The organism is Myroides sp. C6-3 (genome assembly GCF_050522425.1).
Lineage (GTDB): Bacteria > Bacteroidota > Bacteroidia > Flavobacteriales > Flavobacteriaceae > Flavobacterium.
This window is the reverse complement of record NZ_JBMVQP010000023.1, coordinates 14,212-35,352: the sequence shown is the minus strand read 5'-3', so window position 1 is coordinate 35,352 and position 21,141 is coordinate 14,212. Positions and strand designations below refer to the sequence as shown.

The 21,141-nt window shown below is 35.9% G+C and carries 22 protein-coding genes and 1 tRNA gene; 11 read left to right on the top strand and 12 right to left on the bottom strand.

Annotation, left to right across the window (positions count from 1 at the left end; genetic code table 11):
- Window positions 1-186 precede the first annotated feature (186 nt).
- Both ACPDG9_RS10695 and ACPDG9_RS10690 read left to right on the top strand, forming a co-directional pair.
- Window positions 187-870 (top strand): cell division ATP-binding protein FtsE, encoded by a 684-nt coding sequence (locus ACPDG9_RS10695; RefSeq protein WP_182647563.1) that lies wholly within the window; start codon window positions 187-189, stop codon window positions 868-870.
- Window positions 871-875: 5 nt separating this feature from the next.
- Window positions 876-1,742 (top strand): glycosyltransferase family 2 protein, encoded by an 867-nt coding sequence (locus tag ACPDG9_RS10690; RefSeq protein WP_430527746.1) that lies wholly within the window; start codon window positions 876-878, stop codon window positions 1,740-1,742.
- On the opposite strand, the gene ACPDG9_RS10685 is transcribed toward ACPDG9_RS10690, so the two are convergent.
- Window positions 1,693-2,811, bottom strand: a complete 1,119-nt coding sequence (locus ACPDG9_RS10685; protein WP_430527745.1) for a glycosyltransferase — start codon at window positions 2,809-2,811, stop codon at window positions 1,693-1,695. The two genes, ACPDG9_RS10690 and ACPDG9_RS10685, sit on opposite strands and share 50 nt — an antisense overlap.
- Window positions 2,793-3,944, bottom strand: coding sequence for a glycosyltransferase (locus tag ACPDG9_RS10680; protein ID WP_430527744.1), 1,152 nt, complete (start codon window positions 3,942-3,944; stop codon window positions 2,793-2,795). The genes ACPDG9_RS10685 and ACPDG9_RS10680 overlap by 19 nt, the downstream gene beginning before the upstream one ends.
- Before the next feature lie 41 nt (window positions 3,945-3,985).
- Between ACPDG9_RS10680 and ACPDG9_RS10675 the strand changes: the two genes are divergently transcribed.
- On the top strand, window positions 3,986-5,086 hold the full coding sequence (locus ACPDG9_RS10675; RefSeq protein WP_430527743.1) for a glycosyltransferase: 1,101 nt from the start codon (window positions 3,986-3,988) through the stop codon (window positions 5,084-5,086).
- Here the strand turns inward: ACPDG9_RS10675 and ACPDG9_RS10670 are convergent.
- From ACPDG9_RS10670 to ACPDG9_RS10635, 8 genes are all read right to left on the bottom strand, one after another.
- Window positions 5,060-5,485, bottom strand: coding sequence for a sugar 3,4-ketoisomerase (locus ACPDG9_RS10670; RefSeq protein ID WP_430527742.1), 426 nt, complete (start codon window positions 5,483-5,485; stop codon window positions 5,060-5,062). The two genes, ACPDG9_RS10675 and ACPDG9_RS10670, sit on opposite strands and share 27 nt — an antisense overlap.
- Entirely contained in the window at window positions 5,486-6,781 is a 1,296-nt protein-coding gene (locus tag ACPDG9_RS10665) for an O-antigen translocase (protein WP_430527741.1), read from the bottom strand.
- The gene (locus ACPDG9_RS10660; protein WP_430527740.1) at window positions 6,781-7,878 is read right to left on the bottom strand and encodes a DegT/DnrJ/EryC1/StrS family aminotransferase; all 1,098 of its coding nucleotides are present in this window, start codon (window positions 7,876-7,878) and stop codon (window positions 6,781-6,783) included. The genes ACPDG9_RS10665 and ACPDG9_RS10660 overlap by 1 nt, the downstream gene beginning before the upstream one ends.
- A 233-nt stretch (window positions 7,879-8,111) precedes the next feature.
- Window positions 8,112-8,456, bottom strand: coding sequence for a 50S ribosomal protein L20 (rplT, locus tag ACPDG9_RS10655; RefSeq protein ID WP_430527739.1), 345 nt, complete (start codon window positions 8,454-8,456; stop codon window positions 8,112-8,114).
- Window positions 8,457-8,570: 114 nt separating this feature from the next.
- Window positions 8,571-8,768, bottom strand: coding sequence for a 50S ribosomal protein L35 (gene rpmI / locus ACPDG9_RS10650; protein ID WP_430527738.1), 198 nt, complete (start codon window positions 8,766-8,768; stop codon window positions 8,571-8,573).
- A 63-nt stretch (window positions 8,769-8,831) separates the two neighbouring features.
- Complete coding sequence (gene infC, locus ACPDG9_RS10645) at window positions 8,832-9,338, bottom strand: translation initiation factor IF-3 (protein ID WP_002991325.1); 507 nt, start codon at window positions 9,336-9,338, stop codon at window positions 8,832-8,834.
- A gap of 102 nt (window positions 9,339-9,440) precedes the next feature.
- Window positions 9,441-11,393: a threonine--tRNA ligase gene (gene thrS, locus ACPDG9_RS10640; RefSeq protein WP_430527737.1), complete on the bottom strand. Its 1,953-nt coding sequence runs from the start codon at window positions 11,391-11,393 to the stop codon at window positions 9,441-9,443.
- A gap of 90 nt (window positions 11,394-11,483) precedes the next feature.
- Window positions 11,484-11,873, bottom strand: coding sequence for a winged helix-turn-helix transcriptional regulator (locus tag ACPDG9_RS10635; RefSeq protein ID WP_430527736.1), 390 nt, complete (start codon window positions 11,871-11,873; stop codon window positions 11,484-11,486).
- A gap of 171 nt (window positions 11,874-12,044) precedes the next feature.
- On the opposite strand from ACPDG9_RS10635, the gene ACPDG9_RS10630 reads away from it, so the two are divergent.
- Together ACPDG9_RS10630 and ACPDG9_RS10625 are read left to right on the top strand one after the other, a co-directional pair.
- On the top strand, window positions 12,045-12,425 hold the full coding sequence (locus ACPDG9_RS10630; RefSeq protein WP_430527735.1) for a DoxX family protein: 381 nt from the start codon (window positions 12,045-12,047) through the stop codon (window positions 12,423-12,425).
- 155 nt (window positions 12,426-12,580) lie between these two features.
- A complete protein-coding gene (locus ACPDG9_RS10625; RefSeq protein WP_430527734.1) occupies window positions 12,581-13,603 on the top strand; it encodes a quinone-dependent dihydroorotate dehydrogenase in 1,023 nt (340 codons plus the stop codon).
- A gap of 114 nt (window positions 13,604-13,717) precedes the next feature.
- Here ACPDG9_RS10625 and ACPDG9_RS10620 read toward each other — a convergent pair whose 3' ends face one another.
- Entirely contained in the window at window positions 13,718-14,665 is a 948-nt protein-coding gene (locus ACPDG9_RS10620) for a hypothetical protein (RefSeq protein WP_430527733.1), read from the bottom strand.
- A 227-nt stretch (window positions 14,666-14,892) separates the two neighbouring features.
- Between ACPDG9_RS10620 and ACPDG9_RS10615 the strand changes: the two genes are divergently transcribed.
- A tRNA-Ser gene (locus tag ACPDG9_RS10615) sits at window positions 14,893-14,977 on the top strand.
- 86 nt (window positions 14,978-15,063) lie between these two features.
- Here the strand turns inward: ACPDG9_RS10615 and ACPDG9_RS10610 are convergent.
- Window positions 15,064-15,903, bottom strand: a complete 840-nt coding sequence (locus tag ACPDG9_RS10610) for a tyrosine-type recombinase/integrase (RefSeq protein ID WP_286412918.1) — start codon at window positions 15,901-15,903, stop codon at window positions 15,064-15,066.
- Window positions 15,904-16,150: 247 nt separating this feature from the next.
- Here ACPDG9_RS10610 and ACPDG9_RS10605 point away from each other — a divergent pair, with 247 nt between their 5' ends.
- The 5 genes from ACPDG9_RS10605 (at window position 16,151) to ACPDG9_RS10585 (ending at window position 20,816) form a co-directional block, all read left to right on the top strand.
- Window positions 16,151-17,035, top strand: coding sequence for an HD domain-containing protein (locus tag ACPDG9_RS10605; RefSeq protein ID WP_430527732.1), 885 nt, complete (start codon window positions 16,151-16,153; stop codon window positions 17,033-17,035).
- A 280-nt stretch (window positions 17,036-17,315) separates the two neighbouring features.
- Window positions 17,316-18,149 (top strand): hypothetical protein, encoded by an 834-nt coding sequence (locus ACPDG9_RS10600; RefSeq protein WP_430527731.1) that lies wholly within the window; start codon window positions 17,316-17,318, stop codon window positions 18,147-18,149.
- A 219-nt stretch (window positions 18,150-18,368) separates the two neighbouring features.
- The gene (locus ACPDG9_RS10595) at window positions 18,369-19,094 is read left to right on the top strand and encodes a hypothetical protein (protein ID WP_430527730.1); all 726 of its coding nucleotides are present in this window, start codon (window positions 18,369-18,371) and stop codon (window positions 19,092-19,094) included.
- A gap of 222 nt (window positions 19,095-19,316) precedes the next feature.
- Window positions 19,317-20,045 carry an HNH endonuclease gene (locus tag ACPDG9_RS10590; RefSeq protein WP_430527729.1) on the top strand — a complete coding sequence of 243 codons (729 nt, stop codon included), beginning with the start codon at window positions 19,317-19,319 and terminating at the stop codon, window positions 20,043-20,045.
- Between the two features lie 231 nt (window positions 20,046-20,276).
- Window positions 20,277-20,816 (top strand): STM3941 family protein, encoded by a 540-nt coding sequence (locus ACPDG9_RS10585; protein WP_430527728.1) that lies wholly within the window; start codon window positions 20,277-20,279, stop codon window positions 20,814-20,816.
- The last annotated feature ends 325 nt before the right edge of the window (window positions 20,817-21,141 follow it).

Below are 21,141 nucleotides of genomic sequence, written 5' to 3'. Positions count from 1 at the left end.
TAAAAATAAATACCTGCCAATAACCGTCACTACAACTAACCAATTCGCACTTTCGCTTAACATTCACGTATTACAACTTAAAAATCGCTGCTATCAATCTTTTTTAAGCGAATGCATAAATCTGCCACATCCGCTTCTTAAAATCAGGTCTTTTTCGTATTTTTACCTTCTAATTCATACGAAACTATGTCAAGAGTAATTTTATCCTTACAAAATGTAAATATTTATCAAAATAAACATCAAGTGTTATCCAATGTAAACTTAGAAGTAAACAAAGGAGAGTTCTTGTATATTATTGGTAAAACAGGGGCAGGAAAAAGTAGTTTTATGAAAACACTTTATGCTGATTTAGCCTTAACGGAGGGTGAAGGAACCATTGTGGATTACGATTTGCGTCAACTCAAAGAAAAGGATATCCCCTATTTAAGACGCTCATTGGGCATTGTGTTTCAAGATTTTAAACTCTTACCGGACCGCACTGTTTACGGAAATTTACAATTTGCGCTGAAAGCGACAGGATGGTCGGAAAAAGAAGCTATTGACAGACGTATTGAGGAAGTATTAGAACGCGTAGGGATGTTGTCTCATTTACAAAAAATGCCACACCAACTTTCGGGTGGAGAACAACAGCGTATTGCGATTGCTCGCGCATTATTGAACGATCCTGATTTAATCCTAGCTGATGAGCCTACTGGAAACTTAGATCCACAGACTAGTTCAGAAGTAATGGAATTACTTTTAGAAATCAACAAAAATGGTCGTACTATTATCATGGTAACACACGATTATGCGTTGTTGTTGAAGTATCCTGCTAAAACGCTCAAATGCGACGATAAATCACTATTCGAAGTGATTCACCGTACCTCTTAATTTGTATGCTATCCATTCTAATACCTGTATATAATTACCCTATTCTACCTTTAGTAGAGCGATTACACCTAGAAGCTTCGACGCTCAACATTCCGTTTGAGATCTTGGTTTGTGATGATGCATCTCCTATGGTATTTGACAATGCATCTGTCGTACAATTACCGCATACGCGCTTACTCAGCAATCAAGTCAATAGTCACGTTGCTTATACGCGCAATCACTTATTAGCTGAAGCACAATATCCTTGGGTATTGCTATTGGATGCGGATACTTATCCCCTGTCCGAAAATTTTATAGAAAACTACCTCAATCAACGCGATCGAGGACTTTTTTTCCAAGGCGGATTTACCTATGAAACGGGTGATGCTAAAGAGCAAACACCTTCTCTTCGTTTGAAATACGGCATTGAGATTGAACAGCATAAACACATACATTCTTGTTGCAATCTTTTCTTCAATCAACAACAATTGCAGCTACAGTTTGACGAGTCTATTCGAACCTATGGCTACGAAGACACTTTGTTTTTTTTGCAAGTACAAAAACGCGACATTGCTATAACACGATTAAACAATAAAGTGGTACATCTAAGTACAGAGTCAAACGCAACTTATTTGGAGCGAACACAACAAGCCTGTAATGTTTTAGCAACATTAGTCCTCAACCAAACCATACATCCGCAAGAAATTCAATTGAGCCATCGCTATAGTCAATTACAAAAGAGTCATTTAACCGCTTTACTCACAGGTATAGATTTGTTGATAGGAAAATGGATTACACGCAATCTTTTGAGCGAGAATCCCTCTATGTTGTTATTCAAATTATTTAAATTGAGTGCTTACCACAAAGCGATCCAAGCTGTTCAAAAAAACTAAACCACTGTTGTAAAACAAGCGTTTTATCATAGACCTTTACAGCTTGTTTGGCTTGTTCTCCGAACTGTTGTACTACACTAGGTTGGTCTATTAATTCCAAACAACGTTGAATCATACTTCGTTGATCACCAAAAGGAACTAAGTATCCATTGATTCCAGAGGTAATTAAATCTGCTGGTCCGTACGGTACATCATAAGCCACCACAGGAACACCTAAAACCATAGCTTCCAAAAAGGCCATAGGCATACCCTCCATTTTTGAGGTATGAAGTACAAAGGCACTGTGTTGGATCTCGTGTTGAATAAGCGCTACTTCGCCCTTCCACGTTACGTTATCAGTAGCTATTTTTTTGATTTTATCGACATAACCGACTTCTCCTGTACCGCAAACTACCAACTGCCAATCTGGTCTAAGTTGTTGAATTTCTCTCCAAATAGCCAAAAGTTCTTCGTAATTTTTCTCAGGAACTATTCTCCCAATGGCCAGTATTTGCTTAGTGTGTTTTTTCTCTGCTACTACACTCGTATTTTTCTGCTCTATCCAGTTGGGAATCACCGTCACATTGCGATGTTGCCAATCTTTTGCTGAACTCGTATTCAACAAAATAAGTCCAGTAAATCGCTTGCTTAGTGCTAGGGTAAGACGATCAACCAAGACGCGTTTAATCTTTGAGGTTATCGGACTCAACAAAAAATTGCGCGATCCGTGTACTTCAAAGTATATCGGTGCTTGGGTTTTCAGTAGATAAGAGGCACAATATCCTTTGATGCCATTGTCGATCACGATAACCACATCCGGTTGAAAGCGCGATATAACTACTTGATTGACAAAATCGTAATAGCGTTTCATTTGTAAAATTGTTCGAATAGGTTTCGGATACCAACTAAAATGAACTGCGGGATCAAAGGCATAAAAGGGTTGTGTAGAGCGGTCATTTGTACTGATAATATGCACGTGATGACCAGCCTGAATAAATGCAGCTGTTTTTTGACTTATGATTCGCGCAACTCCCCCACCTCCACTAAGAGAAGTACCTATATAAAGGATCTTTAGTTTTTTGAATTCCATGTATTCACATATTGGTTAGCAATCTTCTTACAATCGTGAATCTCGTGTACAAAGGCTTGAGCGCGTTTACCTATTGCTGTAAGAACCTCCCTATGTTCTATTAACCAGCTCAACTTTTCTACTAAATACTCCACATTTGGCTTTGCCTCAATACACACTTCATCTACATGGAGCTGATAGTGCGTTAAAAACTCTTGGTTTGCTCCAGTAAAAACTACTTTTCCCTTAGCCATAGCTTCTAATGCATTATAACCTTGATCTTTAGCGTACACTTGATCTAATACAATATTCGCTTTTTGTTGTGCTAGCTGATAGGCTTGATAAGGCAACTGTTCTGCAACAATAAGCTCAATTTGATCGCTATATGCTGCTTGAATTTGAAGCAAAGCCGCTTCAAAAAACGGAATTCCCTTTTGGTAGTAGTTGCCGCGGTTAATACCAAGAAATATACACACTTTATCCCCTAAGGGTTGTTGCTCTTCTACAGGAGAATGTAGCACAATAGGATGGGGAATTAATCCGAGATATTTAGGGTGTTCTTTATTGGGATTGACGTAATCCATGTCACTTGCAATGATGCCTTTACAACGCGCTACAATCATTTGTTGGGTTTGAATCACTCCCTTTTTGCGGTATACATCTACATATTCGTAGTGGGATTTTAAATTGGGGTTTTCCCTTAAAGGTTGGAGCAAAGACAATTCTTCAGGATGAGCAGTCAGATAGTGTAATCCCATGACATCAATACCACAGGAAAGTAGAAATACCTTCTTATTTTGATCAAATAGGCGCTGTACTATTTTTCTTTCCCAAAAAGCTAGTGTTTGGAGTGGTCGATCATTAATCAATTGAACGACATCGAAATCGCGCATTGACTTCAACTGTTGTTGCGCTTTCCATCCCTTTTCTATTTCTGCTATGTCCCAACGAAACACCTTGTGGATCGCTTTGCGAAAAAAGGTTGTCCATCGACTGGAAGTCCACTGTGGACGAATAGACACATCGACAGCTAGATCTTTGAATTTATCTCCATCCCCAACTAGGACAACTTCTTTCACCAAAGGGTGTTGAAGTAATCCTTTTTTTAAGGCAGAATGTAATCCGCTATAATCTCCAATTAGAAGTATTCTCATTATCTTAGCCGTGATTTGTTCAAATGTACGTTTATCTTTTTATGCCACAAAAGAAAATAAAAATAGCCTTATTAGGAGATACCCTTGCCCATGGAGGTGCAGAACGCGTGCACAGCACCTTATCGATCTATTTAGACCAGATGGGATTTGACGTGCATAACATTATCAACTTAGACGCTATTTCATATCCGTATGGAGGTAAAATGTACAACCTGGGTATCTACAAATCGGCCTCTTCTTCGCTACCCAATAAATGGAAACGATACCAACTGTTTCGCAATTATATCCGAACCCATGCCTTTGACTATATCATCGACTTTAGAACGAGAAGTAAACCCCTAACAGAAATGTTGTTACACTACCTCGTTTTCAATACTGCTTATATTCCAACGGTACACAGTTCAGAGCTTTCATGGTATTTTACGACTCGTTTATTTTGGGGACAGCGACTATACCGCAAGGCTAAAGAAGTAATTTGTGTTAGTCAAGCTATAACAGATCAAGTACGTGCAACTTATGGTTATACTAATGTTCGCACCATTTACAATCCCATTTCACTACATCGCATTCAAGAACAAGCGAATGAACCCAATCCTTTTCAAGGTACTTCTTATATTGTAGCCTGTGGAAGGATGGACTCCGACCTCAAACAATTTGATCGCTTAATTGACATCTACAGTGAAAGTCAATTGCCCAATCTAGGAATTCGCCTGCTAATTTTAGGAGAAGGTGAACAGAAAAAACACTTGCACCATCAAGTTGAAACACTTGGTTTGGAAGATTGGATCAGTCTCCCTGGTTTTGTTGAAAATCCTTTTCCCATTTTTAAAGCAGCGTTATTCTTTATTCACAGTAGTCGATTAGAGGGATTTCCAACTGTTTTACTTGAAGCATTCGCTTGTGGAATCCCCGTAGTTACCTTTGATTGTCCGACGGGTCCACGCGAAATAATCAAATCAGAATACAATGGATTGTTAATTGAGAATCAAAACTTCAAAGCTTTAAAAGAAGGGATGGAATTATTAGCTACTTCCAGTGAACAACGCAGCAAACTGAAGCTAAACGCACAGCAAACAGCGCAGCAATACGATATGGAAGTGATTGGAAAAATTTGGTTAAGCGTCTTGTGTCGAAGCAACTAAAGCTAAAAACAACTCATACGATCGAATGTAATCGCCTTCATCATATACATCTGAGTTAACAGCTAAACAAACGGTTCCGGTTTCAAAATTTTCTAATCTACTCCAAATTCCCGGTTGTAACAGCAAACCTGTAGTAGGTTCGTGTAGCTTTACTTTTCTACTGTGCATACCATCATCGAGTATGACATCCAAACTACCGTGCAAAGCAAAGAGAACGGTACTTTGCTCTTTATGCGCATGTCCTCCTCTATTTTTTCCATTGGGAACATCATAAATAAAAAATAGGCGCTTTATTTCAAAGGGAATTGTATCCTCTTGAATAACCGCAAGATTACCTCTTTCATCGATAATTTCAGGAATGATAATTTCGCTGCAATCAAAAATGCTATATTTCTTCATTTATGCTTGGTTGTGTTTAGACTCCAAACGGCTAAAATACCAAGAAAAATAGACAACTAAAACACAACTGTAAATTATATATGCAAAAGTATACCCCAAGGTAGCTGCTTCAATCCCCCAAGAAGGAATTAACAGATAAGCAAAACCATAATAACAGCAAAAAAACAAGGTTTCACAAATCAGGTAGGGCCACACTAAACGCTCTGTATAAAAGAGCAAACCATAAACTAAAATACCGCCTTTGATAAAATCGCCAACCAACTGCCATTTCATCAGATCGATCATCGGAGTAAAACTAGCATCTAAAATCAGGGGAATCATCCAACTCCTCATGAAATAAACAAGAAGTAATCCCAAGGCAAATAGCGGTAATACACCTGTAATATAAAGGCGAATAATTTTTTTCTTCTCTTGGTATACAGTGGTTTTTGCCAATTTAGGCAAAAAATAAGTAAAGGTCAATGTGGTAATAAAAAGCATATAGATTCCCGATATACGTTGGATTCCCTCCCAAATTCCAGCTAGCTCTACTCCAGTATTTTGCATCAGTAATTTGCGGATCCACAGCATACACAGCGGACTTACTACGGCGGAAAAAAGCGCCATCGCGGCATAGGAGAATAAAGGTTTAATGAGTGTAAAGTCAAAAGGTAGCCATTTCAACCTCAATTCCTTCTTCACCCAAAAAAGCGAAAGGAAAAACAAGAGGATGGGACTGACAACCATGGCTAATAAAGCACCTTTAATTCCTTGGGTATAAACAAAATAAAACGTTATTCCCAAACCGGAGACATTGCCAATAGCATTTAGATAAATTACTTTTCTAAACTGTTCTAATCCTGTTAAAAAGGCAATCAAAATGCCGTTCAAAACTTGTAAAGGGAAAGCGAATGCAAGAACGAGAAAAAGACTTGGCATGGAAAAAGATCCACCAAACAGATAAGCGTCTAATTGCTTGCTGAAAAGTACAATCAGCACGGACACAACAAGTAGCACGCTTATCATAAAGCGCAACAACACATTGATAAATCGCTCCACTGCGATTTGGTCTGATCGATGAGAAGCTACATATTGAACAATGCCATTCGCGAATCCAAAAGAAGTAAAGGCTTCCATTGCGGTCAATAAATTGCGCAGATTCCCCATATAAGCCATACCAGAAGCACCGACAAATAAAGCCAATAGCTTCGCAGATAATAAAGCCGTTAGTAAACGCACAACAATACCCATCGAATTGAGAAGGGTAACCGCTGTGAACTCGCTATTCTTATATTTTTGCCAAAGGTCTTTGATCATTAATACGCATTTAAAGCAGCTATGATTTGCGTTACTTCATCCTCTGTCAGTACGGGCGACATAGGTAAACTTACTACTTCGTTGTGAATCAATTCCGTTACGGGTAATTGCAAATAGTGAAAATCACTTAACGCAGGTTGTTGATGAGGTGCAATGGGATAATGAATAAGCGTTTGAATCCCCTGCTTCAACAAGTAAAGTTGAAAGTGTTCTCGCTCTGCTACGCGCACAACAAACAAATGGAAATTATGTCCTGCCCCTGCAACCAAATGAGGCAAAATAATCTTGACGTTTTTTACTTCTCTTAGATAGCGATAGGCTACATGCAATCGCTTCTGATTATCTGCATCTAAATGGGGCAATTTCAAATTGAGTATCGCAGCTTGAAGCTCGTCAAGACGAGAGTTAAATCCTCTATACTTATTTTGATACTTGATATGTGAGCCATAGTTACGCGTTGCGCGAAGTACTTCTACCAAATCTAAATGATTAGTTGTAATGGCACCCCCATCTCCTAAACACCCCAAATTCTTACTGGGATAGAAACTAAAAGCAGCTGCATCTCCATAAGCACCCGCCTTTCCATTATAAGCCACAACTCCATGTGCTTGAGCCGCATCTTCAATCAACAATAACCCTCGATCGTGGCAATAGGCTTTTATTTTATCCATCTCGTAGACATAACCATACAAATGCACAACGAGAATCGCTTTGGTAGAGGATGTTATAGCGTAATTAATTCCACCGAGATCTAAGGTATAACTATCGAGATTCGGTTCTACAAAAACAGGATTCAACCCGCAATCTAGCAAGGCTAAAATCGTGGCAATATAGGTGTTTGCGGGTACTAAAACGTCATCACCTTTACTGAGTTTCCCCAATTTGATGTACCCGTCAAAGATCAATTTTAATGCATCTAACCCATTTCCTACTCCAATACAAAAGGAGGTTCCGCAATAGGCTGCAAAGTCTTCTTCAAATTGAACGACTTCATTGCCCAACATATATCTTCCCCTTCGGAACACTTCTTTTACCTTCTCAAGATAAGCCGCCTCGTAGCGTTGATTAATCTGTTGTAAATCTAAAAATGATATCATAAGTAGGTTGTCCTTTTGAAAAGTAAATATAAGTGTTTTTTTTGTTCGTTGTTGGTTGTTCGTTGTTTGGTGAGATGGTGAGATGGTGAGACTCCCACAAACTGCACAAAAACCTACCGATCCCAGATAACTGATCCCAGATAACCGATCCCTGATAACTAAAAAAAAGCCCTACTCGTAAGTAGGGCTTTTCACTATATTAAGTAAGACTAATCTGATTTGACAAACGTTTCTTATTTTACTTTATTAACGATAGCTGCGAAAGCTTCAGGGTGATTTGTAGCTAAATCTGCAAGAACTTTACGGTTCAATTCGATGTTATTAGCTTTCAATTTACCAATGAATACAGAATAGCTCATTCCGTGTAATCTTGCACCAGCGTTGATACGCATAATCCAAAGTGAACGGAAGTTTCTTTTCTTTTGTTTTCTATCACGGTAAGCATAAAGCATTGCTTTTTCTACCGCGTTTTTAGCTACTGTCCAAACGTTTTTACGTCTTCCAAAGTAACCTTTGGCTTGCTTCAAAATTCTTTTTCTTCTTGCTCTTGAAGCTACTGAGTTTACTGATCTTGCCATTTCTATACAAGTTTATTTTGTAGTGGGCGACTTTTTCAAGTTCTTCTAAATTACTAAGCGCCACTCCAGGGTTATTAAATAAATTTAACCGAATCTAATTTTAGTTTCCTAGAATTAGATTAATCTTAATTGATCTTTGATACTTTTCTCATCTGCTTTAGCTACTAAAGTAGAGTGAGTTAAAGCTAATTTACGCTTTTTAGATTTTTTAGTCAAAATGTGACTTTTGAAAGCGTGTTTTCTTTTGATTCTTCCAGTACCTGTTAGCTTGAAACGCTTTTTAGCACTAGATTTAGTTTTCATTTTAGGCATTTTGTTCCTAGGTATTATGATTATCTTACTTAATTCTATTTTTTACTCTTTATTGCTAAAGAATTATTTTGTTTTCTTTTTAGGAGCGATGAACATCGTCATACGTTTTCCTTCCAATACTGGCATTGATTCAACTTTTCCGAATTCTTCCAAGTCTTGTGCTAATCTAAGTAACAAAATTTGTCCTTGATCCTTGTAGATGATAGAACGACCTTTAAAGAATACGAATGCTTTTAATTTAGCTCCTTCTTTTAAGAACTTTTCTGCATTCTTCTTCTTAAACTCATAGTCATGCTCATCAGTTTGAGGACCAAAACGAATTTCCTTTACGGTAATTTGCGTCGATTTAGCTTTCAACATTTTCTCGCGCTTCTTTTGCTCGTAAAGAAATTTCTTATAATCAATTACTTTACAAACGGGCGGTTCTGCATTGGGAGAAATCTCCACTAAATCTAATTCTTGCTCTTCAGCTAAACGCAAAGCGTCTGCTAGTTTATATACACCCGTTTCGACATTGTCTCCAACAAGTCGAACTTCAGGAACACGGATTGCGTTGTTTACTCTGTGCAAATCCTTCTTCTCTTCGCGAGGTCTAAATCCTCCTCTTTGTCTTACTGCTATGGCTTTAAAAATTTTAATGCTTGGTTCTACAAGCGTTATACATAATTGTTCTTATTCTCCGAACTGTTTCATTGATGAACTCACTTCTTTTTGAACAAAAGCAATAAATTCTTCAATTTTCATCGTTTGATTCGTCTTTCCTGCATCCCCGTGTTTACGCACTGAGATTGTTCCGTTTTTCTCTTCTTCTTCTCCTACAATCAACATATAAGGGAACTTTTGTACCTCTGCTTCACGGATTTTCTTTCCGATCGTTTCATTTCTGTTATCTACGACCGCGCGAATTTCGTCATTTTCTAGCAAATCTAAAACTTTTTTCGCATATTTTTCATACTTCTCACTCAAAGACAGGATTATAGCTTGCTCTGGCATCAACCAAAGTGGGAAATTTCCACCGGTATGTTCCAATAAAATAGCGATAAAACGCTCCATAGATCCAAAAGGTGCTCTGTGAATCATCACCGGTCTATGTAATTCGTTATCAGATCCTTTATAAGTTAATTCAAAACGCTCTGGTAAATTGTAATCCACTTGGATTGTACCCAACTGCCAGCTTCTACCCAACGCATCTTTCACCATAAAGTCTAACTTCGGACCGTAGAAAGCAGCTTCTCCACTTTCGATCACATAGTTTAAACCTTTATCTTTTGCCGCGTTGATAATCGCTTGCTCGGCTTTTTCCCAGTTCTCAACAGATCCAATATACTTGTCAGGATTCGTTAAATCGCGAACAGATACTTGAGCCGTAAAGTTTTCAAATCCTAAAGATCCGAATACGTACAATACAAGGTCAATTACTTTTTTGAACTCTTCATCCAATTGATCTGGTGTACAGAAAATATGAGCATCATCTTGGGTAAACCCACGTACACGTGTCAATCCGTGTAACTCTCCAGATTGTTCATAACGGTAAACGGTTCCAAACTCAGCAAAGCGCTTTGGCAAATCTTTGTATGACCAAGGTCTTGCGTTGTAAATCTCACAGTGGTGCGGACAGTTCATTGGTTTTAACAAGAACTCTTCTCCTTCTACTGGTGTGTGAATCGGTTGGAAACTATCTGCACCATATTTTGCGTAGTGCCCCGAAGTAACGTACAACTCTTTTTGTCCGATATGCGGTGTTACTACTTGTTCGTATCCTGCTTTTTTCTGTGCTTTACGCAAGAAATATTCCAAACGATCTCTTAAAGCAGCTCCTTTTGGCAACCATAAAGGCAACCCTTGTCCTACTCTTTGAGAGAACGTAAATAACTCTAATTCTTTTCCTAATTTACGGTGATCGCGTTTTTTCGCTTCTTCTAACAAAGCTAAATAATCCGTTAGATCTTTTTGTTTCGGGAATGAAATACCATACACACGGGTTAGCTGTTTATTTTTCTCGTCTCCTCTCCAATATGCACCTGCAATAGACAAGATTTTAAACGCTTTGATAATTCCTGTGTTAGGAATATGCCCACCGCGACATAAATCTGTAAATGTATCGTGATCACAGAACGTAATTGTACCGTCTTCTAGGTTTTCAATTAGCTCTACTTTATATGGATTTTCTTCCTTTTTATACATAGCTAGTGCCTCTGCTTTAGTCGCAGAACGCATAGAAAACTCGTGCTTTCCTCTAGCGATTTCTAAAAATTTATCTTCAATTCTCTTAAAATCAGCATCTGTTACCTTGTGATCCATAAAATCTACATCATAGTAGAATCCATTTTCAATAGCTGGACCAATTGTTAATTTAATACCTGGAAATAAGTCCAGTAACGCTTGCGCCATTACGTGAGAAGAAGAGTGCCAAAAGGCTTTTTTCCCTTCCGTATCATTCCATGAATATAAAACTAGACTACCATCCGTGGTCAAAGCAGTGGTGGTTTCGATGGTGGTACCATTGAAGTTGGCAGAAATAATATTTCTCGCTAAACCTTCACTTATACTTTTAGCAACATCGAAAGGAGTTACCCCTGAGGCAAACTCTTTCACTGATCCGTCTGGTAATGTAATTTTTATCATAATTATTTTTAAAAAATGAGTTGCAAAGATACAGGTTTTAGCGAATAATAACAATACATTTTATTCGCTTTACATGCTTTTCTACTGAAATTAAGTCAATCGCTCTTCCTTTGTTTTTAAACCTCTATTTTTTTCCATCTGTTGGATGATTTCTCGACGGTAGGTATTCCCCCAATTCGCCAAGGCTTGGATCACAGGAGTAAGGGTAATGCCAAAGGGTGAAATGGCATATTCAACCGCGACAATTGCCCCGTCAATTTCCGTTCGAAGCACCAATTGATTGAGTTCTAAATCGCGTAATTCTTTACTCAACACTTTCGCAGATATGTCACCCAATGCGCGTTGAAGTTCCTTAAAACGCAATTTTTCGTGTAAAAGCAACGTCCCTAAAATATGCAGTTTCCACTTCCCACTGAGGATCGACATACTGTCTTTGATCCCCATTACATTGGTTTCACATTGTGCTTGTAGTTCTTTCATCCTTATTCCAATTACACTTCTCGTAAAGGTACGAAAAACCCTCGACATTCTCTTATTTGCACTCCTTTGCTTCCTTGGTTACCAAAAAATAACCACTTACCTATCGGTTAGCACTAGAATTTTCCCCTTACAATCGCCTTACCTTTGTTTACTCAATCAAAGAAAAAAACCATGAACAAAAAATTACTTTACTGGATATCAACAAGTTTATTTAGCGCTTTTATGTTATTTAGCGCCTACAGCTATTTTACAGATCCAACGTTTAAAGAGGCTTTTGCTTATTTAGGTTACCCGGATTACTTTCGCGTCGAACTAGGCATTGCTAAACTACTAGGGGTACTTGCCCTGCTCCTTCCCTTTTTACCCCGTGTAGTCAAAGGGTTTGCCTATGCTGGGTTTACGATCAATATCGTTGCGGCAGCTCTTGCGCATCTCGCTGTAGGAGAAGGCATCGGCTCCTTAGTTCCTATGTTAATCGCAGGTATTTTATTAACGCTTTCTTACTCTTTTCTTCCCCTATCGCTAAACTCCTCAACAACGACTAAAGGTTAATATTGGAGATCAGTTCTTTTTCATCCACTCCCCTATTTGTTGCTTAAAAAAACAAATACGAGCGCTACAAGAAGTATTCTTTGCAGAAGGTTTCAAAAATTATAACAAAAGGTGTATTTTCGCAGGGTATTTTACAACGCAACAACACACATCTTATGTACAAGAGTATTCTCAAACCGTTTTTCTTTTCACTAGATCCAGAAAAGGCGCACCATTTCACGTTTAACTCGTTGAAGTTCATCAACAAAATCCCAGGTGTTTCAGCGATGATTCGCTCGAAATTTCAAGTAAATGATCCGCGATTAGAACGAGAGGTATTTGGTTTAAAGTTTAAAAATCCAGTGGGCTTAGCAGCTGGTTTAGATAAAGATGCGAAGTTGTACAGTGAGCTGGAGAATTTCGGTTTCGGTTTTATTGAAATTGGCACAATTACGCCTAAAGCACAAGACGGAAACCCCAAAAAACGCTTATTCCGCTTAGTGGAGGACAACGCTTTGATCAACCGCATGGGATTCAACAATGGGGGAATTGATCAAGCAATCGAGCGTTTGAAGAAAAACAAAGGCACTTTAATCGGTGGAAATATCGGTAAAAACAAAGTAACACCAAACGAACAAGCGATTGACGATTACGAAATTTGCTTTGATGCCCTTTTCCCTTATGTCGATTATTTTGTAGTGAATGTCAGTTCTCCAAATACACCGAATCTACGTGCTTTACAAGACAAAGAACCACTTACGGCTTTACTAAATGCCTTGCAAATCAAAAACAACGGCAAACCCAAAAGCAAGCCAATTCTCTTGAAAATCGCACCAGATTTGACGGATAGTCAACTGTTGGATATCATCGATATTGTAGCAGAAACGAAAATTGCTGGGGTAATTGCAACCAATACCACGATTAGTCGCGAAGGTTTACAGTCCGAGAAAAAGGTTGAAACAGGTGGTTTAAGCGGCAAACCCCTAACGAAACGCAGTACGGAAGTGATTCGCTTCTTAGCAGATAAGAGCAATCGCGCATTCCCTATCATTGGTGTCGGTGGAATCCATTCCCCTGAGGATGCGGTAGAAAAGTTAGAGGCTGGAGCTTCTTTAATCCAACTCTATACTGGATTTATCTACGAAGGTCCTGCCTTGATCAAAGCCATCAACAAGAAAATATTGGAACAATATAAATAAGAAAAATCCGCTAGCTAGCGGATTTTTTATTTTCAGTCCTACTCTTCTTCGAGTGTAGATATCCCTTTGGATTACACTATATCAACGTACAATAACCGTTATGATCAGCAGTATCTACTTAAATACCTCAACACCTAAGGTAGAAAACTCCATGGTATCTAAATCCAGGCATTTCCCAAAGTTATTGATCACTTGATTGCCTATAAAAGGATAGAATGTACCAAAAAGATCTTCCTGAGGGATGAGCAATGGCTCCAACTTACCTTTTTCCATATCGATGGTATAGAAACAAGTCTGTTCTTTCTCAGTTCCCTCCACAACGGTATCGTATACACAAGAGAAATACACCCGATTTCCTTTGATAAAATAGTCTGGTGCATAGTGCAAAGAAGAATCAAAATCCAACTTAATTTGCCATTCTACTTGTCCTTCTTTGTATAGGGTTGCGATATAATCCCCATCAATATAGAAATAGGTTTCTGTATCGATTAAAGACACGCGGTGAATCAATCGCTTGGAAGGTAAAGAAACAACTTGTCCTTCGCCTGTTTGAAAATCGTAATGAAAGACTTCTGCTTTTTTTCTTGGATTTGGCAAAACAAAGGCTTGTAGTTCTCCATTTAAATGACCGTAAGTAAGCGGATGAGCACCTGGAAACGTGTATACTACTTCTTCTGTTTGCCAATTATAAATAAAAACCTTCTCTCTTTTTTTGATATCGCCTCGTATAACAAGTAGACTTTCTACTGGTGAAAACACCCCCTCATAACCGAATGCCACCTTTGTTGCCATTTGCTCTGTTTGTGTTTCTACTTCCACAAGACGTATGAATCGCTTGCGGGTGTCGAACGTGGTATCGATTGTGAGTGCTTGTTTTCCATCTGCAGATAGGGCTACAATTTCACTTTCTTTGGGTTTCTTGGCTACAAGATATTTCTTTTGCTCTTCCAAATCGTAAACAAAACTCCCAAAACTAGAGTTATCACAAAAGAAGGTACGGGGACTTGCTAAACTAACACCATACTCACTATAGTAGATTTCCGGCGGGGTTTTCTTTTTCATACTCTTTTTTTGCCTAAATATACTTTGATTTTGTGAATCCTTTATTCTTTTTCCAACTAAAGCGCTCTTCTTTTATAAAAAAGAAAAAAACATTTGAGTAAAACACAGAGAATAAATCACTTACATTTTTTCACTAAAAAAAACAGCAAATATCCCTTTAAATCCCTTGTATTGCATACAAATTATTCTATATTTGCACTCGCAATACAGAAGTAAAGCAGACTACTGGAGAAATGGCAGAGTGGTCGATTGCGGCAGTCTTGAAAACTGTTGACTGTAACAGGTCCGGGGGTTCGAATCCCTCTTTCTCCGCAATAAATACTGATAATTAGTCAGTTAAAGCGTAAACACCCAATTTTACACCCAAAAATGTAAAGTTGGGTGTTTTTTATTTTAGGTTACAAAAAATCTAATGGACTTGGTGTCGATTTCTTATCTATATCTGTAATATGAGTGTAAATCATGGTTGTTCTAATATCACTATGTCCTAATAATTCTTGTACAACCCGAATGTCAATTCCGCTTTTTATTAAATGTGTGGCGTACGAATGACGCAAAGTATGCACACTGCCTTTTGTTGCAATATTGGCTTTTTTCATTGACTTTTTCAAAACTAACTGAACACTTCTTTCGCTGTATTGCTCATCATTAGTTCCTTCGAATAAAAATATTTTGGGTTTATATTCAATATAATATTCTCGCAACAAACTTAATAACTTATCAGGTAAAGCTACCAGCCTATCTTTATTCCCTTTGCTTTGTTGTATTAACAGTAAATTACTGTCGGATTTTACATCGGTTAGTTTAAGATTTATTAACTCACTTAAGCGTAATCCACAACTGTAAATAGTGGTAAGAATTGCTTTATGCTTTAAATTTTCTGTAGCATTTAATATTTTTCTTACTTCTTCTTGAGAAAAGAAAGTAGGCAGTTGGGTTGATTTTCGTTTAGGATATAAATAATTCAATTCTATCGTTTGATTATTGACCAACTCATAAATCTTCTTAATTGCCCCAACTAAAGAGCGTTGATAAGATGCACTAATATTGTCTTGAAATACTTTTTCATTAATAAAACCCTCTATTTCAGCAATAGGTATTTCGTTGAGCGTACGATATTTATTCATATACTCTAAGAATATTTGTGCATAACCACAATACGATTTTATCGTATTATTGGCATAGCGTTGCACTTGCAATCGGTCATGTAAAGTTTTTAATATTGTTTCGCTATCCATACTTAAATAAATCTAATTGAACCTATTTTGTTTCGCTATCCACAAAAAACAACTTACTAAGTATCTAATTTACAAAAAAATAATTATATTAGTAACAGATTTTACGAAATGCGCATATAGGTGTTATTTTACGAAACTACACCTTATTTTATTTCGTAAAACACGATGTTAGGCGTAATTTAAAAAAAACACTGTGCTAAAAAAGATATTCATCGACTTATTAGAAAATTTCACAAACAATAATAGTTTGATTACTGATCTATGGCAAGAAATTGAACAAAATTATTCTGAAAGTAAAAGACATTACCATAATCTTTCCCATCTTGAAAATTTACTTAAACAACTTATTGAAGTAAAACACGAAATTGAAAATTGGGAAACGGTATTGTTTACGATGTTCTATCACGATATCATTTACATAGCTACAAATACAGATAACGAAGAGAAAAGTGCTGAATTAGCTGCAAAAAGAATGAAAGAAATCAAGGTTTCAGATAACATTATTGAAAATTGTAAATCACAAATTTTAGCAACTAAAAAGCATCTTACTGATACAAATTCTGATACAAATTATTTCTTAGATGCTGACATTTCAATCTTTGGGTCCACAGATGAAGTTTACGATAAATATAGAAAAAATGTTCGTATGGAGTATTTGTACTATCCGAGTGTAATATATAATAAAGGTAGAATTCAAATTCTGAAAGACTTCGTAAATCAAGATACAATTTTCAAAACAGAATATTTTAGAACGAAATTCGAAAAACAAGCAAGACAAAATATTTTAAAAGAGATAGAAAAATTAGAATTAGTCAAAGACTCTTATTATTTGAATCATTCAAAACAATGGAAATTTAATATTGAGGAAGACGGTGATTATAGTGAATTTTTATATTTTGGTGCTGAGTTATTAGACCAAACCTCAAAAGTCAAAAAAATAGAATTTTATCCAGGTTTTTTTGACAGTGGATATTATAAATTTATTTTTAAAAATGTTAAACTCCATCTAGAATGGGAAGGAATGTTAGGTGTTGATTTAAGAACCGAATCCAATCCGTCTGACGAAGATGTTTCTGTTGCTAAAGAAATATATGAATTATTAAAATCAGTGAGGAATAAAAACTACGCCTAACAGCAGTTTGGCAAAATAGCGAGTTAAGGCAAAATTTAAAGTTTGAACTTTTTTTGTCGCAATCGCTATTTTTATTTTTTAATTTGTTAAATTTAAAAAAATAAAAATGCCTTGCTCAGTTTTGGCAATATTTGAAGTTTTTGCGATTTAGTTCGCTACTTCGCCAAGCTGTAAAACGTTAGGCGTAATTATACAAACCGACCGTCAAAAAAATACAAAAAATGACAAATTATAAATGAGAGCATTACTTATATTGCTATTAATGACACCCTTTCAACATATGAATGCACAAGATAAATCTTATAAAACAGAGTTAGAAAAACTATATTCCTCACAAAATTTTAAAGAAGGTAAAAGTTATTTTCAATTTGGCAACTTTGACTATCGCTTCAAATTCATCAATGAAAATGAACGAAAAAGTTATGATTTATCCAATACTGATGAATACCTTGTTGCAATTTCTTTAAGTTATGATTTAGATGACCATTTTCATTTGGTATTTAATGAAAAACAAGATGCATATTATATCAGAAATGGGTCTTCTAGTTCTACGCCACAAAGTGTCGGAGGGGAAAAAAGGTTTTTAAAACCTATTAAAGTTGGAAAAACTTTAAGTGAAATTTTTGGATGTGAAAATTTTTATGACTTACTGATTGATTTGAATGACCAAGAATACCACTTGTATTGTGAAAGACAATTTTATGGTGGAATTGAAAGAGTAAATGATGAGATTCCAAAAGCATTTGTTCCGAATGAAGATTTGCGATTATACATTCAGAGAACTAATCCCGATTGTTATTTAACCAGCCACGAAGAGTATAACATTAAAAACTTCACAGCATACGTAGATAAAAAGTCTATAAAAGAATATTTTGATATTGACAGTTTTTTCTCAAAAAAGCTTCATCCAAAACATTTTATTGAAGTGCTAAACAAAATTAATCACGATTTGGGAAGGCAAAGATTTTTTTTCGTAGAATTTTTTCCCTCTGGTTGGTATGCAATAGTAGATACGGACGAAATACCAAAAACTCTTTTAGCCGATTACTTAAAATATGGCTTGATTTATAACAAAATTGACATTCCTGAAGAAACATATGAACTCTTAAAATAACTACGCCTAACATCGCATTGGCAAAATGGCGGGGTAAGTGCAAAATTGAAACTTTCTGCATTTTTAGCCGCCGAATGTGTTCCACATTCGCTTTTTTTTTAATAATTTAGCGATGTGGAAACACATCGGCTCACTGTCGTGCTAAATTGAACTTTTCGTCCAATTTATCCGCCACTTCGCCAATGCGTTTCCCGTTATAGGGCATTTACGCTAACTACTATGGAAAAAAGTCTTCTTGAAAAATATGAAGGAAGTAACACTTTGAGAGCTTTAGTCAATTTGATACCAACCATTGGAGGTTCATTAGATATTTTACTTTCAATTAAGGGTTCGAAATGGAGAGAAGATAGACTCAAAGAATTCTTATCTCATTTAGATTCTAGGATTTCAGAAATTGAAAGTCTTGATTTAATTAACAAAATGAGCGAATCAGAGGAATTTTATGATTTAATAGTTCAGTCGATGAATTCTGTTATTAAAACTAGACACAGAGAAAAAATTATATGTTATACTAATATTTTGATAAGTAATTTAACAAATCAAGAGTCTAAAATTAGCAGTGATTTATATGTTTCAATACTAGATTCAATAACAATTGATGAAATAAAATATTTATCAGCATTAAAAGATTCAAATTTTCAAATAACTTTTGAAAAAATTAATGGTGAAAATGTTATTTGGGAAATGTATAAACAACATTTAGAGAAAACTAATATTAATAAAATTCCAGAAAACTGTTTGTTAAAATTTGATAACGAATTAATATGGAAAATATTAAGTGATAAAAATCTGATTTTAATTGAAAGCAAAAAGGATTTTAAATATTTACCATACACATATTCGACTTCGATGTCAAGTCTTTCGAGTACTATTACATCTTCTTCAAGTACAACTTATAAAATTTCTGAATTTGGAAAGGACTTCATTAATTGGATATTAAACTAATAAACGTCCTATAACATGGTATTGCCAAAAGCGGGGCTAAAGTCCTAAATTTAAAGTTTGTGCTTCTATCTCCGCCAAAAACGAATTTTATTCGTTTTTGTTTTGTAAATTTAACTCATAAAAATTCGTTTTGGCTCGCCTCGGAGCTGAATTTAAGCTTTCAGCCATAAATTCCCCGCCTTCGGCAATACCCGAAACGTTACCTGTAATATTTAACAGAATATGGCTACAATAACAAATCAGATGGTTGAAAAATCATTTGAAATAGGAAAACAAATATTTGAGAAGAAAATAACTAGACTTGATGGAATTTCAATCTTAGAAAAAATGGGTATGAAAGAAAGTTCTGCTCATGATTATATTTACTTCTATTCTAATCTAATCCAAGGAAAATTATTTACCAGAACAACAAATGTTTACGCTACAGAATATTTTCTAGAAAAAATTTTAGAAGAAAATGGTTTATCAGGTTTAAAAAATGCACTATTATCTTTGTCTCAACATTTTGACTACTATGAAGATTTAACAGGTAGTCCTATAAAAAGTAGACGTGAAATTTACAATAACTTTTATGAGATTATAAAGAATGATTTTGAAGAGATAAAATATGCTGACGAAGTTGAATCAGATATAAAATATTCTGAAGGTAAAACTAAACAAATTTTAGTAAATAGTTTCGAACGCAATGCGGTTGCCAGAAGAAAATGCATTGAATATTACGGATTAAATTGTCAAGTTTGTAATTTCAATTTTGAAAATGTTTTTGGTCCAATTGGTAAAGACTTTATTCATGTTCATCACGTTGTTGATATTTCAACAATCGGAAAAGAATATTCTGTAGACCCAATTAAAGATTTAGTACCTGTTTGTCCCAACTGTCACAATATGTTACACAGAAAAAAACCAGCATACACTATTGATGAACTAAAACAAATACTACAGGTAACATAGGTTTGGCGCAATGGCGGGTTAAGGGAGAAATTGAAAGTTTCGACTTTCTATTCTGCATAAAGCCAATTATATTGACTTTTTTCTTAAATTTATTCAATTGGCTTTTGCTTACTGTGTTCCTGAATTGAAACTTTTCACCTCAATTTCCGCCACTGACACCAAGCCCCAAAACATTAGCTGTCATTGTATAACAACACCGTACAAAAGAATATAACATCAAAACTAAAACTTATGACAAAAGATGATCAAATTGAAATTCCATTGAGCAAACAGAAAATGATTTTGACATTTTTAGGTTCCATCGTTTTTGTTGGACTTGGAATATGGTTTTTAATAAATCCACCGAAAATTAGCAATCCAATCTTAGGTAACCCGACACTAATTTTCATAGTTGGACTTGCTTCAATTTTGTTTTTTGGCCTTGTAGCAGTAACAATATTTCGCAAATTTTCAGATAAAAAAACAGGTCTTATAATTAACAGTCAAGGAATAACTGACAATTCAAGCGGTGTTTCAGCAGGGTTAATTTCATGGAAAGACATTCAAGAAATAAAAGTTTCACAAGTTATGAGCCAAAAGTTTTTAATGTTTATTGTTAGTAATCCACAAGACTATATAGACAAAGTAACAAATCCATTTAAACGAAATGCTATGAAAATGAATTATAAAAGTTATGGTTCTCCTATAAGTATTTCATCTAACGCATTACAAACAAACTTTGATGATTTACAAAAGTTATTGATTGAAAAAATGAAACAATACAAATCATAAAAACAACGAACAGCTAACATGGGATTGGCGCAATAGCGGATTAAGTGCTAAGTTGAAGTTTGTGCTTCGTAATCCGCAAAAGTCAATTTTATTGGCTTTTTTTCATAATTTAGCAAATAGACATTGGCTTTTGCTACGTGTCGTCTAAATCGAAACTTTCCGCTTCAATTTCCGCCACTGACGCCAAGCCCCGAAACGTTAGGTGCAAGCCAAACAAACGAGCAGACCAAAACAAACACAATTGAGAATGACGAAATTTTTATTTTTTTGCCAACGTACTTTTAAGGACAAATTTGCCAACGCTCAAATGGCACATTTGGTTTTT